This window comes from Streptomyces sp. SS1-1 (genome assembly GCF_008973465.1).
In the GTDB taxonomy this organism is placed as follows: Bacteria; Actinomycetota; Actinomycetes; order Streptomycetales; family Streptomycetaceae; genus Streptomyces.
Genome location: NZ_WBXN01000004.1, coordinates 3,514,696 through 3,529,897 on the forward strand (window position 1 = coordinate 3,514,696; position 15,202 = coordinate 3,529,897).

Consider the following 15,202-nt stretch of genomic DNA (forward strand, 5'->3'; position numbering starts at 1 on the left):
CCCTGAGAAGACCCTTTCCCCAACCTGTGAATCACCTGAGAAACGCACAGGTTCCTCTCAGGCGGCACCTGGGGGCGGCCTGCGAGACGCCGGCCGGCGGGGCGGCGGGTCGGCGGGTCGCTCGGCTCGCGCCCGGTTCGCCCGGTTCACCCGGTTCGTCGGTGCGTCAGCTCGTCCGCACGTCAGCTCATTAGAACAGCCCGTCCTGCACGCTCCCCTCGCTCGCCTTGAACTCCACCACCGGGACGGACAGTTCCGCGTCCGGGTCCGCGGCCACCAGCTCCCACCCCGTCATCAGCCGTGTGTCGACGACCACCGCCCCTCGGCCCGTCCGCAGATGCAGGTCCGGCCCCGCGGCCGCCACCAGCTCCCCGCTCACCGCCCCGCCCGCGACGAGTTCACCGACCGCACCGGCCGCCGGCGGCAGCCCGGCGAGCCCGAACACCTCCGCGTGGTCGACGGCCCGGCACGGCTCGGGAGCCAGCGACTCCGGCCAGCCGTCGAGCGCCACCGCCCGGGCGTGCAGCTCCGCCACCTCGGCCGCCCGCCCGGCCGCCGACGCGGGCAGCGCCGAGCGCACGGCCCGCTTGGCGGCGTAGGGGATGCGGTCCGGCACGCCCAGGGCCGCCCGCAGCAGCTCCTCCGTGCGCCGGGCCGCCATCAACGGGCCGGCGCCCAGCCAGCTGAAGCAGACCGCCCCCTGCTCCAGCAGCCGCGCCGGCCCCCGCTCGACGGCGGTGATGCCGACCTTGGTCATGCCGGGCCCGAACCAGGCCAGATATACGTGGTACGGCCGCGGGTCGTCGGCCAGGGTGTCCGCGGCCACCGAGTGCGCCCGGTCCAGCCGCGCGCACTCCTCGCACCGCGCCCCCGTGCCCCGCCCCGGCACGGCCGCGCGCGTCGGACAGGGATGCCGCCGCGCTCCCACACATGTCCGCACTCCCCCTTCCGCGACCGCGAAGGCCACCCGTCTCCCCAGGTCAGCGCCGACCGCCGACCGCCGTCCCAGACCAGCTCGGGCCCGTCCGCCGACCAGCGCAGACCCGAGCATCTCCATGCCTGTGCCATCACCGACGAGAGTAGGGGGCGGCACTGACAACGCGGCCGGACGAGAGGGCCCCTCGGGTCCTACCGGTCGGCCCCGACGGCGACGGACTCCCGCTCGACGACCGCCCCGACCGCCCCGGCCACCCCGACCGCCGGTGACGGAGCCGCCGCCGGCGCCTCGGCCGTACGCCGTCCGCGCCCCGCCAGCCGGCATCCCCAGCAGTCGGGGTGCCCTTCGAGCGCGCTCAGGTCCCGGACCAGCATCCCCCACTGGTCGCGCGGCCGGATCCCCGACGGCTTGCCCCAGCCGGTCAGATGGAGGCCCCAGGTCACCAGGACGCTCGCCACCGTGACCGCGAACCCGGCCCATATCAGCGGGGCCGACATGACGCAGATCCCCGCGCCCAGCACCGAACACCCGACGGTCGCGACGGCGACCCCGATCCATCCGGCAAGCGTGTGCCCCTCGTCATACTGGCTCATGCCGCCCGCTCCTCCTGCTCTCCTCCACTCCCACTCCGTCCGAGGGCAGCGGAACCCGGTGCGTCGAAGGGACCCCGAATCCCTTACGACGCGAGAATTTCAGTAACTAAATCTCTCACGAGCTAAGGTAAAAGGGAAGATGTCAGCCACGCCACGCCCCACCGCCAGCCCCGCCGAGGCTCTGGAGGCGATGGACTCGCTCATCGCCGCCCATCTGCTCGGACAGCAGGAGATGGCCCAGCGGCTCGGACTGAACATCACCGACCTGCTCTGCTTCGGCTTCGTCGTGAAGGCCGGCGACGACCTGCTCGGCGCGGGGACCCTCGCGGAGCAGGTGCACGTCACGACCGGCGCGATGACCGGCATCCTCAACCGCCTCGAGCGCGCGGGCTTCGTCACCCGCCGCCCCGACCCCGGCGACCGGCGCCGCGTCCGGGTGGCCGCCGTCCCCGACGCGCTGACCCGGGTCGAGGAGCTGTACGGCCCGTACTACGTCCGCCTCATCGAGCTGTTCGCCTCCTACTCGGCGGACGAGATCGCCGTCCTCACGGACTGGTTCACCCGCGCCACCGGGCTCGCGCAGACGTACATCGACGAACTCCGGGAGCGCGACGCGACCTGAGCGCGCCCGTCACAAGACAGTCACGCTGTTCACATCCTCTTCACACCCCGGCTCACGGAGCCTTACCGTCGCCCCATCCGTATCGCTCTGGGGGGACGACATGGCCAACCCGTACACCGCTTCGCCGCCACCACCCGCGCCCCGTCCGCCGGACACCCGCCCCCTGCGCCGGCGCAAGCGCGTCTGGCTCGGCGGCTCGGGCCTCTTCCTGGCGGGCCTCCTGGTCGCCACCCCGGGGAACGGCGACGAACAGCAGCCCGTCCAGACGAAGGTGAAGGCGGGGCCGACCGTCACGGCGACCGTGACGACCACGCCCGAGCCCGGCCCGACGGTCACCGAGACGGTGAAGGCCAAGGCCAAGCCGGCTCCCACGGTCACCGTCACCAAGACGGCCACCGTCGCGGCGGCCGGCACGGGCACCGGAAGCGGTGGAGGGGGCGGCGGAGGGGGAGGCGGGGACAGCACCGGCACCTGCTCGATCGTCTCCAACTCCGGAAACTGCTACTCGGCTGGCCAGTTCTGCCGCAACAGCGACCACGGCGCCACCACGACGACGGCGAGCGGATCCCGGATCAGATGCGTGTTCAGCGCGAACGCGTGGCGCTGGAAGTACGCCTGACGGACTGTAGGCCGCCGTGGACCACCCGGCCGGCCCGGTCAGACGGTCCTGACGACCGTGCCGGCGCTCTCCAGCGCGGCCACCTCGCCGGCGGGGGCGGTGCCGTCGGTCACGAGGGTGTGCAGGCCGGCGGCGGGAACGACGGACGCGTAGGCGGTACGGCCGAGCTTGCCGCCGTCCGAGGCGACGACGACCCGGCGGGCGGAGGCGACGGCCGCCTTCTTCACCGCCGCGTCGTCGAGGTCGTAGGCGGTCAGACCGTCGGCCGCGCTCAGGCCGCAGCAGCCGATGACGGCGGTGTCGAAGCGCAGGGCCGCCAGGGAGGCGAGGGTGAGGGGGCCGGTGAGCGCCCCCTCGGCGGCGCGGGGCTGCCCGCCGGGCACCACCAGCGTGGCCGGGCCTGGCGTCTCGCCGAACAGATGGATCGCCTGGAGGGACAGGGGCATCACGGTGACGGGCCGCTCGCGCAGCAGCCGGGCGACCTCCAGACAGGTGGTGCCGCTGTCCAGCACGACGCTCTCGCCGTCGGCGACGAGTGCGCAGACCTCGGCGGCGATCCGGCGCTTGGCGTCGACGGCCTCATGGGCGCGCAGCGCGAACGGCGGCTCCTCGCCCCGGAGCAGCAGGGTGCGGGCGCCGCCGCGGACCCGTTCGAGGACGCCCTGCGCGGCCAGGGTGTCGAGGTCGCGCCGGATGGTCATCTCCGAGGCGCCGGTCAGTTCGGCGAGCTCCTGGACCGTGGCAGCGCCGGAGTCCCTGACGGCTTTCGCGATCAGCCCGTGCCGGTCTGCGTTGCTCATACGGGGATTGAACACCACGCGAAAACGCACACACAAGCCGTTCGATAGAGACTCTTTCAAACACCCATCCTGTTCGTTACGGTGGCGAGCCATGGAACGCTCGCTCTTCGGCGCCCGTGTGGCGACCTATGTCTACTTCGTCCTCTGCGGCACGCTGATGGGCGCCTGGGTGGTGCACATCCCGGCCGTCGAGGAACGGGTGGGCGTCAGCCACGCGACGCTGGGCGGGCTGCTGGTGCTGCTCGGCCTCGGCGCGTTCGCCGGGATGCAGGTGGCCGGCCCCCTGACGGACCGCCTCGGCGCGCGCGTCGTCGTCCCCGCCACCGGCGTCCTGTGCGGCGCGGCCCTGGTGCTCCCCGCGCTCGCCCGTGATCCATGGACGCTGGCGGGCGCCCTGCTGGTCTTCGGCTTCTGCAACGGCGGCCTGGACGTGAGCATGAACGCCCACGCCGTACATGTGGAGAAGGCGTACGGCCGGCCCGTGATGTCGGGCTTCCACGCCACGTTCTCCGTCGGCGGGGTGCTCGCCGCGCTCGTGGCGGCGGGGGCGACCGCGGCCGGTGCCGGGCCGGTCGTGACGCTGGCGGGTGTCGGAGCGGTGAGCATCGTGATCGCCGTGGTCTCGGCGCGCGTTCTGATGCCGACCGTTCCGGCCGCCGGGGAGACCGTCACGGAGCAGTCGTCACCGGCCCCCTCCGCACGCCGCGGTACGGCGGGGCGCGTCTGGCTCCTCGCCGTCCTGGCGCTTATGGTCATGCTGTGCGAGGGCGCCGCCAACGACTGGAGCGCCCTGCACCTGAAGGACGTCCTCGGGACGTCCACCACCACGGCCGCCTTCGGCTACGGCACGTTCGCGGCGGCGATGACCACGGGCCGCCTGCTGGCCGACCGGCTCGCCGCCCGCTTCGGCTCCCTGGCGATCCTGCGGTACGGCGCGGTCGTGGCGGGCGCCGGCATCACGCTCGTGGCCTTCGGCCCGTGGCTGTGGGCGGCGTTCACGGGCTGGGCGCTGTTCGGCCTGGGCCTGTCCGGCTGTGTCCCGCAGTTGTTCAGCGCGGCCGGGCACGCCGACCCGGCGGCGGCCGGTGCGAACGTCTCCCGTGTCGCCGGGCTCGGCTACGTCGGCATGCTCGCCGGGCCCGCCGTCATCGGCTGGCTGACCCACCTCGTGGCCCTCAACCACACGTTCGTCCTGCTGACCCTGCTGTGCGTGGCGACGGCGGTGGGCGCGGGGGTCCTGCGCACGGACTCCGCCGCCCCCACCCCCCGCCCCGAGGAGGCGGGCACCGGCCACTGAGCCCCCTCCGGCCCGGTCACGGGTGGAAGCGCCACCGCCCCTCGGAGACGACGTCCACCTCGCCGCCCCGGACGCGGACGGCCGTGTCGTCGTCGAGGAAGTAGATCGGGAAGTCCGCCCGCGCGACGATCCGGTCGGCCCACGCGTCGTCCCGCTCGGGGAAGTCCGGTGAGTACAGGTGGGGCTTGAGGTACCAGTCGAACAGCCCGAACGGCGGCTCCAGCGTGGTCGCCCCGAGCGCGTGCAGGTCCTGGGCGTCCCCGATGACGTCGGCCGAGTGCGCGTCGAGATACCGGCTGAAGATCATCGACCCGGCACTGAGCCCGACGTAGACCCGGCTCTCCAGCACCTCCAGAAACCCGTCGGCCAGCCCGTTGCGGGTGATGCTGCGCGCGAGGTGGTAGTGGTTGCCGCCGCTGACGTAGACGACGTCGGCGCGGCGCAGCCGGTCGAGCACCATCGCCGGGGGCAGCCCGTTCAGCTCCAGGATGTCGAACTCCCGCCAGCCGAGGGCGTGCACGCGGTTCATGTCGGCGAGGAGCCACCCGTGATCCCCTGCCTCGGCGACCGACGCCGTGGGCACGTACACGACGTTCGCCTCCCCGAACGGCTTCCCCAGCATGTCCCGCAGGGCATCCCGCAACGAATCGTTCCGCAGCCCGGCGGCCGTCAACAGACACTCCATCACCCGACCCAAACACGCCGCCCCCACCCGGTGCAACGAACGCCGGCCGTGCCATGCCCCGCGCTCACGGCGCCGAAGATCGCGAAGACGCCCCGCAAGGCCGACGGGCTCTGCAGAATGGGGCCATGGACGCTGGAACGACGGCACTGCTGGGCGCCGCCGTGGGCTCCCTCGCGACCCTGGGCGCCGCGGTGGTCACCGGGCGCGTGGCCGCCCACGCCCAGTTCGCCCAAGGGCGCCGACAGCACCGGCGGGACGCCTACGCGAACTACCTGGCCGCGGTGTACGACCGTGACGTCGCCCTGGACGCCGTACGCGACGCGCTGCGGGCCGACCGCCCGGACCTGCGGGCGGTCGACGCGAGGATGGAGCAGTTCCGGAGCCGGGCCCGTGACGTTCACCGAGTCGCCGAGCTCGTCATCCTGGAAGGCCCGGAATCCGTGGTGCGGGCGCTCTATCGCGCGGTGCACGCGGCCGACGACGTGGCCGAGGTCGTGGGACGCATGGTGCGTGACGCCCATGCGGGTGAGACATCCCGGAAGGCCGCGGACCTCGCACTCGCCGCCGAGCGGGAGCACCCGTCCTACCAGTCGGTGAAGGCCCTGCGCGCAGCGGCATCGGACGTCCTCGGCGACCGGCGGATTCGCACCTCGTAGTCGCCTGCTCCCCACAACGCAAGAGGCCCCGGATCTCTCCGGGGCCTCTCACCTGTGTGCACTCGGCAGGATTCGAACCTGCAACCTTCTGATCCGTAGGCGCGTGCACGGTCTCGACGGGCCACTCGTGTGCTGCGACGTGTTGGCCCGACGGCTGCTTGCGAGTGTGTCGCCGTACGCGTCTGTTCGCCCCCGTTGATGTCAGCGGCTGATGTCAGGCCCAAGCTCCGGAACTGCGACGTCGTCCAGCAAGCCGCAACCCAACACACAGGTCCGAAAGCCGATCAACGGCAGGAAGCACCCCATCTTGCCGGATCGTCACCTCGGGGTGCACGGGTATGGGCGGGGCGCTCTGACCTCGGGCTTCGCTGCTGGTGGCTCAGACTCGACTGTCACTGTCGGCCGTCGTTGGTCGGCCTCGGGCAGCCACGCACGGCGCAGAGACGGCCCCAGAGATGCACAGGTTGAAGATGATCACGACAGCCGATGGAACGCGGCGGTGCTCAGCATGAGACTGTCGCGACCGGCGCCTCTGGCGCGCCACCCGTACTGGACGCTTGATATGCAGTTGCCATGCGGGACGTCGGCGCCGATAAACTCAGGGGTCAGGCTATTTGATCATCGGAGGGGTTATGAGTGACGCGAATGATGAATGGCTCCCTTTCTCGGCTCGCCGCTCAGAAGCCGGTCGTCAAGAATTCGTCCGCCTCTCCGATGGAGTACCTGGCTGGCTGCGCGAGTCGCTCTGGAAATGGCTCTCTGAGCAGATGCACAAGAGGGCACTCAGCAACAACCGAACCTGGTACACGACACCAGACGAAGCAAAGATCAGAAGAGCCGAGCGGATCCTCAAAATTTCATCCGGCTGGACTTCATCCGGAGAATCACATCCCGACAGAGTGAGCGGCCTCTCAAAATTCAGGGCCGTCCTGTACTCAAATCCGGAATCATTTCTTGGAGCCGTAGACCTCGCCCTTTCTGAACTCGATCCGAAAGCGCCGCAGTGCGCAGCATTGGAAACGGTCTTGGAAGAGGGCGCTTCCGCCTGGCGCGTAGGGCGAGTTAGCGACAGGCCCGGCCTTGTTGAGCGCATCGATGCGACGGTACAACTGGCAGCGGAGACAACCGGAGCCCTTGAGCCGAGAGCTGGAAGACTGCTGGCCGACGCATGGAAGCATGCCTTCTCCATGAACCGAGACCCCTCGGCCGCTTACCGGTGCGCCGTTCGCGCGGTGGAAGCAGCAGCAGCCCCCGTGATCTCACCCAACGACACAATCCCGACTCTCGGAAAAATGATCTCAGCATTCAGGAACAAGCCAGAGAAGTGGGATTTCTCTTTCAAGGTTGACTCCGCCGCCGACCCCAAGAATGTCCTTTTGGGGATGCTTCAGATCCTCTGGACAAACGAGTATTCCCGGCACGTCGATCCAGACATTCAAGCCCCCTTGCACGTATCCCAGGAGGAAGCTGAAAGCGCGATCGTCTTGGCAGTTACGCTGGTCAACTGGTTCGTGTCCGGATCGGTTTCCAGACACCTCCCACAGAGCTCGTAAGGTCGACGGAGCCCGTCCAGCGCATGAACGGCGTCGGACGGTTCCGAATGGGGGTGAATTAGACGGAAACTGAGACGGAGTTAGATGGCCAATCTCTGCACTGACCAGCCACTATCACCACTGACAGAAGGCGACAGCGGCATCGTCGCCGGACTTGTAGCGCGGCCATCGTCGCCCGGTTGGGTCGGTCGCTTCAACCTTCCGGACGGAAGAGATCAGCTCCTGAGGCCCTCCGGTGCGGAGCGTCGCGAACACTTCCGACCAGGTCGCCATGCCGTACTCGGTGACCAGGCGCGAAGCGCCGTCGGAGAGGACGGCTGCGGCCTGCACGTCCTGGCCCGGGGTGCTCCCCACGAGGGCGTGCGCTGCTGCCTCCGTATCGGAAGCGGCCACCCAGTACCCGGTGGGCGTATTGCGAGTCTGCCGCTGAGCGGTGACCAACCGCCGGAGTGCTTCCCGATGCTCTGCCGTATGAGTCTCGTACTGTTCAACTTCCGCCCGCAGTTCGGGCAAAATCTTGTCCACCCGCAGGTCAGTGAGGACCGTGAACCCGTCGACCCCTTTGAGCACGATGGGTGAGTCCGCCAAAACCAAGTGATCCAGGAACCCCTCTCGTTCGCGGAGGATCGCGACCGTGGCTGAGGGCGTACCGGGATTTCGAAGGTCGCACTCGGGGTGTAGCGCCGCCACCTGTTCGAGGGCATTCGCGAGGCCAACCGAAAGCGAGGTTCTAGCGTCCGCCAGTGCCGCGACAAGCTGACTGCCGAGGTTCGCCACGTACCAGGGCACGCCGTGGCGGCATCCCGTGTCCAGGCCCGCGGTGCTCAACCCGTCCAGCACGACGGCAAGAGTCGGTGTGCCAGCCACCCAATCCTCGTTGGGCCCGGCTCCACCAGGTTGGGTGTCGATGGCGACGCGCATGCTCAGCCCTCGTGTCGGTATAGCGGCGTGACGCGTCGACTCTCCAGCACTTCCATCGTCTTGGGGTCGTAACGACAAGAGATCAACGTGGAGAAACGGCGCGTGCGGACTTCTCGGTAAAGATCTGCAACGTTGTTTTCTAGGTAGTGCACCACCCCGTTTGCTCCGATGGCGTGGATGCCGGCGATATAGAGGAACGTGCCCTTCCCGTCCAGGCGAGGAAGTCTGCCCAGGTACCCAAAGTCACCGGTCGAGCCGTCTTCGTCCTGGGGTGACCTGTACTCCTTCCCCTCTCTCTGGTCCACCAGATGCCACGCCCGGTCCTTCCGAAACTGAAGGTTGTCGTCTCCTTCGAGGACCTGCGCCACGATCGGAGAAAGGCGAGGGCCGCAGACAACGACATGGTTGTCCCGGTTGAGGTTGACGATGCCGGACGGCGGGATCACCTCGTACTGAGCATCTAGCTTCATGCCGGCGAGCAACTTCCGAAGGTGCTCGAAGTTGTCGAGGTCTTCCCGCGTCACTACGTGGCTGGGGTTGTCGTCGGGCCCCTTGCCTGCCTCGTACTTCCCACCGAGCGACACCGTGACCAGGTCCGTACCGAAGAAGGCTCGCTCTGGCGGCGGCCCGGCTGACGCGAGCTGCCCGACGCGCCCCCGGCTCACCCCAAGTCGCTTCGCAATCTCGGCTTGTGTCAGCCCGGACGCCTGCGCCTCCTCGATCGCCTCGCGGCGAACGCGGGACAGCTCGTTCACGTGGCTCTGATACCGCGCCATCAGGTCGATTGCCGCCTTGGCGCGGTCGACGGGGTCCGTAACCCCGGAGACCCGCTCCATGTCGTCGTGCACGACTCTCCAATCCATCGCCTAGGGGGGCTATCAGACTGTATCGCGAGAGGGGGTTGCGCGCAGCCCTCAGTTTGCCTACCGTACCTATCAAGCAAGTTCGCAACCCCCCCTAAGCAAACGGGGTGAGGGCTTGTCATGACTGCTTGACCTGCATTGATGCGCCCAGAGGAAAGCCCGCGGGGGTGAGTACGAAGGAAGCGATTGATCCCTGAGAACTGCATAGGTGGGTCCCGCCTCCCCGAGTCGAAAAGGCGGACCGCGCGACTGGATCGCGCATCAACCTTCGCGGCTCTTGCCGCGCCGGTTGCCTCCGTTGCTCGTCTCGCACGAGCAGCGCTGAGGGGAGCCGGATGTTCCGACTTCAACGGCGCGTGGCCCCGGCGCTGGAACACCGGGGCCACTGTTCGGGCCGTTCCTGGTGAGAGGAACCAGACCCAATGGACCACATCGTTACTGTTCAGGACGCTGTTACCGCGTTCGCCGACTTCATGGAGCCGACGGACGCGGAGCTGGACGCGATCGAGCAGGAGATGCCCGTCATCCTGGCGGACGTCGACCTGCTCGACGCGCAGATCATCCCCCTGGACCGCACTCCGACAGAGCTGGACCACCAGCGCATCCGCCGGGCCCGCCGCCGGGCGCTCGCCGCCCGCGTGGCGCTGCTCAACCGCACGTCCCGCAGCATGTCGGGCGGTGCGGCATGAGGACGGCGAAGCTGACCCGCGTACAGATCGGGGTGCTGGCCGCCGCGTTCGTGCCGATGCTCGCCACGGGCGTGTTCGGCGGGATCGGCACCTACAGCAACATCGGTCACTCCTACGGCAAGGGCACCGCGCTGGGAGCTCTCGCGGCCGGTGAGGGCGCAACGGCCGTGCTCGCTCTGGTCCTGCTCGGGCTGACCATGCTGGGCCAGTCCTCCCCGCGCATCGTCCGGCTCGGCCTGTGGGCCCTGCCGGCCGCCGCCGCTGTCATGGGGGCGATGGCCGCACCGGATGCGGGCCGCACCGTCATCTACGCCCTGACGCCGATGGGCATGTCCGTGTCGGCCGAGGGCATGGCGTTCCTGGCCCGCAGGATCGTCGTCCACACCGACGGCCGCGACGCGGAGAATGAGCGGCGCACGGCCGATCTGGTCCAGGCCCTCGCCTACCACCGCGCCCGCGCCACCCAGCACCCCAGCGATCGAGTCAGGAAGTGGTCCGAGCGCAAGTCATGGAGGCTGGCCCGCAGGGTCGGTGTCGGCGACGTGGCGCTCGGATCGAGGCTGCTGGATGTCCAGCGCGATCGAGTCACCGCCGGTGCGGACGCCGCGCTCGCCGCGATGTTCGGTGGCACCGCCCCCGCCCTCGCGCTCGATCCCGCACCTTCCGCAAATGCGGAGGAATCCACCGAGACCAAGAGGAAACGGTCTACGGCTGAGCTGGGGGAATCGACCCCGGAACCGATCGTGATGCTGACTCGGCTGACCGTGCCGGAACCCGTAGCGGTCGACCTGGGCAAGTCGATTCCCCCGCTCAAGCCCGCCCCCGCCATCGCCGCCCCGATCGAGTCAGGGCGCCGTGCTGTGGGTGCTGAGTTGACCCGGCCGCGTCGGGCGACTGGTCGACTCCCCGAGGCGGCCCGATCACCCCGCCTCAAGCGCACCCCGGATGAGCTGCTGGCCGAGGCGCGCAAGGCGACGGCCGATTGGCCGGACGCGAAGGTGACCGCTGAGGGCATCCGCCGTGCCGTGCGCACGTCACCGGCGAACGCCCGGACGCTGCGGGACACCTTGCTCGCCGAGCGGGCCGCCACGGCGGCTGAGGCCGCGTAATGGCTGCGCTGCCGGTCTACCGGTGGCGCCTCGCCCCGGACGGCTACGCCACCCGCCGCCAACTCCGCGCCCTCGGGCTGCGCCCCGGCGGTCAGGACGTGGCCGCCCAGCTGGAGCGGCCCCGTCGTCGGCGGGGCCCGCTGGTGGCCTACCTGTACCGCGTCGACCGTGCCAAGCCCGTGCGTCCGATGACGGCGGCCCGGTGGGCGGCCCTGGACAAGGCGAACGCCGCTCGCCGTCGCTGTCCCGCGTGCCGGCGTGATGCCGGATACGTCATCCCTGCCTCGCTCGGCACCTGCACCCCGTGTGCCTATCCCGACCCTGACGGGTCCGAACGGAGTCACTGACATGGGCAACTCCGAGATGCGCCGCCTTGACCGTGAGATCGAGAAGACCAGGAAGAAGCTGGAGGCCGTGCGCAGGGGCGAGTGGTGGCCCCTGACCGCCCGTGAACGCCTCTCCATGAGCCGCGCGCTCGCCTCCGGAGCGCACAGCGCCCACCGGAACCGCAGCACGAGCCGCGTCGAGAACCGCATGGACTCGCTCGGCTCGTCCGTGGAGATGCGCCTGACCGCTGAGCTGACCGCGCTGCACGGCGAGCGTCAGCGACTGATCACCGAGGCAGCTCGCGCTAAGGCCGCACGCAAGTCGTCCGGCTGGTTCTGACCAGCCCATTCCGCCCGGGGTGACCGCCTCCCTGCACGGACCCGGCCACCCCGGCTCTCTCCCTCACTCCCGCCCCGACAGGGGCAGTCAGGAGAACTTCCAGCATGTCTGAGAACGTCGTTCACCTCCACAAGAACACTGACCCGGCGGCCGTGACGACCCTGACCGTGGTTCCGGACGCGTCCCCGGCGCGGCCCGTGCCGCTGTGGGTCCGCTCCGGACGCGCGGTGAAGACGGCCGTCACGCACGAGAAGACCCGGGTGGCCGCGCGGGCGGCGGCCCGGCACACGTCCTACACGTTCAACGGCGGGCGGATCGTGGCCCGCCGGGCATGGGATGGCCGTACCGGCTCCCGCTACGAGCGGTACATGCGCACGGCGGAAGCCGCGGGGAACATGGAGCTGGCCGCTGAGTGGGAGGAGCGTCTCCAGCGCTTCCGCGACGCCCGCCACCGCCGCCGCATGGACCTCCTGCACTCTCCAGTGGAGGCCGCCAAGGGCGTCGCCGTCGGCGCCGGCATGAGCGTCGGTGTGCTGGTCGGCCTCGGCGTCATCCTGGCGATCAGCAGCGGGCAGGCCGCCGACGTCATCACACCCCTGTCGGCCACGATCGAGTTCATTGCCCTGCTCATCCGGATCGTTCAGATCGTGTGGGGCCCGGCCCTCACGATCGGCCCGTTCCTCGCCCTGCTCGCCCTGTGGGCCGTCGGCCGCAAGCAACAAGCCGCCCCCGCCTGGGCCCTCCCGGCCACCGTGCGATCGAGCGAGGGGGAGCCGATCACGCCGTCGATCGTGGTCAAGGCCCTGCGCGACCTGGGCATCGCTCCGCTCAAGGCCGCCATCAAGGAGATGGGGGACGCCGGAGCATCGATGCTCGGGCCGATCACCATCGCCGGGTGCGGTGTGGAGGTCGACGTGACCCTGCCGTCGGGTGTGGCGACGGATGAGGTGCAGAAGCGGCGCCGCAAGCTCGCGGAGAACCTGACCCGGCACGAACACGAGGTGTTCATCACGATCCCGCAGGCCGCGCGCACGGTCAGGTTGTGGATCGCGGACTCGGGTGCGCTGGACGAGCCGATCGGGCCGTCCCCGCTGGTCACCGACGAGACCATGACCGCCGACTACAAGAAGGGCAGGGCGCCGTGGGGGCAGGACCTGCGCGGCGACGCCGCCACCCTGTCCCTGTATCAGCGCCACCTGCTGGTCACGGGCCTGTCCAACCAGGGCAAGACCGCCGCCCTGCGCTCGCTCGCCCTATGGCTGGCCCTGGACCGCTCCGTGCAGTTCTGGATCGCTGACCTCAAGGGCATCGGCGACTGGGCCATGTTCGACGGCATCGCGCAGGTCCTGATCGAGGGGCCTTCCGACGATCACGTCATCCAGGCGACCGAGATGGTCGAGGACGCGGTCGAGGAGATGAACCGCAGGATCGAGGAGCGCCGCCGCGACCCGAGCATCGTGTTCCAGCCGCTGATCGTGGTGGTAGACGAGGCGCAGTTGGCGTTCATGTGCCCGGTCGTCGGCGACGACAAGCGCCCGTACGGCGGGTCCAAGGCGACCTCGCGGTACTTCATGGCGGTGCGCAAGGTGCACAACCAGGGCCGTGCGGTCGATGTGCTGATGTGGCAGGGCACCCAGGACCCCACGGACCAGAACCTGCCCAAGCTGGTCCGCGAGGGCGCCCACACCCGCGCCTCCCTCGTGCTGGGCACCGAATCCCAAGCCCGCATGGCACTCGGGGACAAGGCCGTCGACGGCGGCGCCGCCCCGCACCTGCTGCGCCAGGGCCTGGACAAGGGCACCCTCGTCGTCGCGTCCGACGGCATCACGATCCCCGCCGGCCAAGCATCCATCACCGTGCGCACGCACTTCATCGATGACGAACCGGCAGCCGAGATCGCCGCCCGTGCCAAGGCGCTGCGCGATGGCGTCACGACCCTGCGGGTGGTCGACCAGGGCGAGGAACGGGACGCGCTCGCCGACGTCGCGGCCGTCATCGGCGATGAGTCCCGGCTGCGGACCAACGAGGTCCTCAAGCGGCTGCACGCCCTGGACCCCAAGGTCTACGGCGACCAGTGGACCAACGACCGGCTCAAGGCCCTGCTGGAGGAGCACGGCGAGGAGCCGAAGAAGTCGCACGGCGTCATGGTCGTCCACCGCGATCACGTCCTGCGCGCGCTCGCCAACCGCGACACGGATGGTTCCGCTTCCGCGTCCTGACCCCGGGGAGGAACACCCGCCCGCGCCGGGGAGGCGGGGAGAACTCCCCAACCCCCTCCCCGCACCGCCTCCCCCACGTTGATCAGCGAAAACACCGTTTCGGGGAGGCGGGGAGCCCACCTGCACCAACCCCCAAAACCCCCCTCCACAGCACACCCCCAAGGGGGTGTCTCTGCCTCCCCCAACACCCCTCGGAAGGGATTCCGCATGTTCCCCGAGAACACTCCGCACGTGCCCGCACAGCGGGCCGTGGAGGTCCATCACCCGACCCTGCTCCCGCCCGCCGTCGTAGCGTCGGCGCCGGTCGTCCCGATGCAGCCCGGCGCGGTGCCGTCGGTGGCGAGCGTCGTCCTGCCGGACGGCCGCGTCGTCACCGGCTACGCCATGAGCCCGGCGCAGCCCGAACCCCTCGCAGCCAAGCCACCGGTTTCCCGAGCGGCCGTCAACGTCGCCCTCGGAGGCGTCGGGTTCCTCGCCATGTGCGGCGGACTACTGCTGCTCACCACGTTCATCACCGCGCTGACCGCTCTGGTGACCCAGCTCATCATCCTGGCCGCCGTGATCTTCGGCGGATGGATCGCCGTGCAGGTGTTCAGCGCGAGCGGCCACCAGGGCGGCACCACGGTGAACATCCGCAAGGCCACGTTCAAGCGCAACCACTTCCACGGCTGACCAACCCGAAGGGACACCCGCCCCATGTTCGACATCCGCATCACCTGCGACCCCGCCGACGAACCCGAGATCGTGCACGCCCTCACCGAAGCATTCGACTGCGACCCCATCGAGCGCCGGCCCGCCCGCGACGGCTACCGCATCCGCCTCTACACCAAGGCATTCCACCCCGACCCCGCCGCCCTGCTCAACGAAGCCACCGACGCCTGACTACGCCAAGGGCGGCCCCCACCGTCTCGCCAAAGCCGCGGGGCCGCCCTTGCCAACCAGTCACCCACACAAGGAACTGGAGACATCCAGC

Annotated in this window: 17 protein-coding genes and 1 pseudogene; 12 read left to right on the top strand and 6 right to left on the bottom strand. The window is 69.9% G+C overall.

What is annotated here, in order from left to right; genetic code table 11:
* Positions 1–190: 190 nt before the first annotated feature.
* Positions 191–1,068 (bottom strand): annotated as a pseudogene (locus tag F8R89_RS17310) (DUF2797 domain-containing protein).
* A 60-nt stretch (positions 1,069–1,128) separates the two neighbouring features.
* A complete protein-coding gene (locus F8R89_RS17315; protein WP_192806154.1) occupies positions 1,129–1,530 on the bottom strand; it encodes an HGxxPAAW family protein in 402 nt (133 codons plus the stop codon).
* Between the two features lie 139 nt (positions 1,531–1,669).
* Between F8R89_RS17315 and F8R89_RS17320 the strand changes: the two genes are divergently transcribed.
* Complete coding sequence (locus tag F8R89_RS17320) at positions 1,670–2,152, top strand: MarR family transcriptional regulator (protein ID WP_151784824.1); 483 nt, start codon at positions 1,670–1,672, stop codon at positions 2,150–2,152.
* A gap of 100 nt (positions 2,153–2,252) precedes the next feature.
* Complete coding sequence (locus tag F8R89_RS17325; protein ID WP_151784825.1) at positions 2,253–2,771, top strand: hypothetical protein; 519 nt, start codon at positions 2,253–2,255, stop codon at positions 2,769–2,771.
* A 38-nt stretch (positions 2,772–2,809) separates the two neighbouring features.
* Here F8R89_RS17325 and F8R89_RS17330 read toward each other — a convergent pair whose 3' ends face one another.
* Positions 2,810–3,571: a DeoR/GlpR family DNA-binding transcription regulator gene (locus tag F8R89_RS17330; protein WP_151784826.1), complete on the bottom strand. Its 762-nt coding sequence runs from the start codon at positions 3,569–3,571 to the stop codon at positions 2,810–2,812.
* Between the two features lie 91 nt (positions 3,572–3,662).
* Here F8R89_RS17330 and F8R89_RS17335 point away from each other — a divergent pair, with 91 nt between their 5' ends.
* Positions 3,663–4,868: an MFS transporter gene (locus F8R89_RS17335; protein WP_151784827.1), complete on the top strand. Its 1,206-nt coding sequence runs from the start codon at positions 3,663–3,665 to the stop codon at positions 4,866–4,868.
* A 16-nt stretch (positions 4,869–4,884) separates the two neighbouring features.
* On the opposite strand, the gene F8R89_RS17340 is transcribed toward F8R89_RS17335, so the two are convergent.
* Positions 4,885–5,553: a Type 1 glutamine amidotransferase-like domain-containing protein gene (locus tag F8R89_RS17340; RefSeq protein WP_151784828.1), complete on the bottom strand. Its 669-nt coding sequence runs from the start codon at positions 5,551–5,553 to the stop codon at positions 4,885–4,887.
* Positions 5,554–5,678: 125 nt separating this feature from the next.
* Here F8R89_RS17340 and F8R89_RS17345 point away from each other — a divergent pair, with 125 nt between their 5' ends.
* Positions 5,679–6,209 carry a proline dehydrogenase gene (locus tag F8R89_RS17345; RefSeq protein ID WP_151784829.1) on the top strand — a complete coding sequence of 177 codons (531 nt, stop codon included), beginning with the start codon at positions 5,679–5,681 and terminating at the stop codon, positions 6,207–6,209.
* Between the two features lie 632 nt (positions 6,210–6,841).
* Positions 6,842–7,762, top strand: a complete 921-nt coding sequence (locus F8R89_RS17350; RefSeq protein WP_151784830.1) for a hypothetical protein — start codon at positions 6,842–6,844, stop codon at positions 7,760–7,762.
* Positions 7,763–7,876: 114 nt separating this feature from the next.
* Here F8R89_RS17350 and F8R89_RS17355 read toward each other — a convergent pair whose 3' ends face one another.
* Positions 7,877–8,683: a protein phosphatase 2C domain-containing protein gene (locus F8R89_RS17355; RefSeq protein WP_192806155.1), complete on the bottom strand. Its 807-nt coding sequence runs from the start codon at positions 8,681–8,683 to the stop codon at positions 7,877–7,879.
* 2 nt (positions 8,684–8,685) lie between these two features.
* On the bottom strand, positions 8,686–9,531 hold the full coding sequence (locus F8R89_RS17360; RefSeq protein ID WP_151784831.1) for a sigma factor-like helix-turn-helix DNA-binding protein: 846 nt from the start codon (positions 9,529–9,531) through the stop codon (positions 8,686–8,688).
* Between the two features lie 437 nt (positions 9,532–9,968).
* Between F8R89_RS17360 and F8R89_RS17365 the strand changes: the two genes are divergently transcribed.
* From F8R89_RS17365 to F8R89_RS17395, 7 genes are all read left to right on the top strand, one after another.
* Entirely contained in the window at positions 9,969–10,235 is a 267-nt protein-coding gene (locus F8R89_RS17365) for a DUF6284 family protein (RefSeq protein WP_151784832.1), read from the top strand.
* On the top strand, positions 10,232–11,344 hold the full coding sequence (locus tag F8R89_RS17370) for a conjugal transfer protein (protein WP_151784833.1): 1,113 nt from the start codon (positions 10,232–10,234) through the stop codon (positions 11,342–11,344). Before F8R89_RS17365 ends, F8R89_RS17370 begins: the two co-directional genes overlap by 4 nt.
* Positions 11,344–11,691 carry an RRQRL motif-containing zinc-binding protein gene (locus F8R89_RS17375; protein ID WP_151784834.1) on the top strand — a complete coding sequence of 116 codons (348 nt, stop codon included), beginning with the start codon at positions 11,344–11,346 and terminating at the stop codon, positions 11,689–11,691. Before F8R89_RS17370 ends, F8R89_RS17375 begins: the two co-directional genes overlap by 1 nt.
* A gap of 1 nt (position 11,692) precedes the next feature.
* Positions 11,693–12,010 (top strand): hypothetical protein, encoded by a 318-nt coding sequence (locus F8R89_RS17380; protein ID WP_151784835.1) that lies wholly within the window; start codon positions 11,693–11,695, stop codon positions 12,008–12,010.
* Between the two features lie 104 nt (positions 12,011–12,114).
* Complete coding sequence (locus F8R89_RS17385; protein ID WP_151784836.1) at positions 12,115–14,229, top strand: FtsK/SpoIIIE domain-containing protein; 2,115 nt, start codon at positions 12,115–12,117, stop codon at positions 14,227–14,229.
* A 207-nt stretch (positions 14,230–14,436) separates the two neighbouring features.
* The gene (locus F8R89_RS17390) at positions 14,437–14,901 is read left to right on the top strand and encodes a hypothetical protein (protein WP_151784837.1); all 465 of its coding nucleotides are present in this window, start codon (positions 14,437–14,439) and stop codon (positions 14,899–14,901) included.
* 24 nt (positions 14,902–14,925) lie between these two features.
* Positions 14,926–15,111 (top strand): hypothetical protein, encoded by a 186-nt coding sequence (locus F8R89_RS17395; RefSeq protein ID WP_151784838.1) that lies wholly within the window; start codon positions 14,926–14,928, stop codon positions 15,109–15,111.
* Positions 15,112–15,202: the final 91 nt, after the last annotated feature.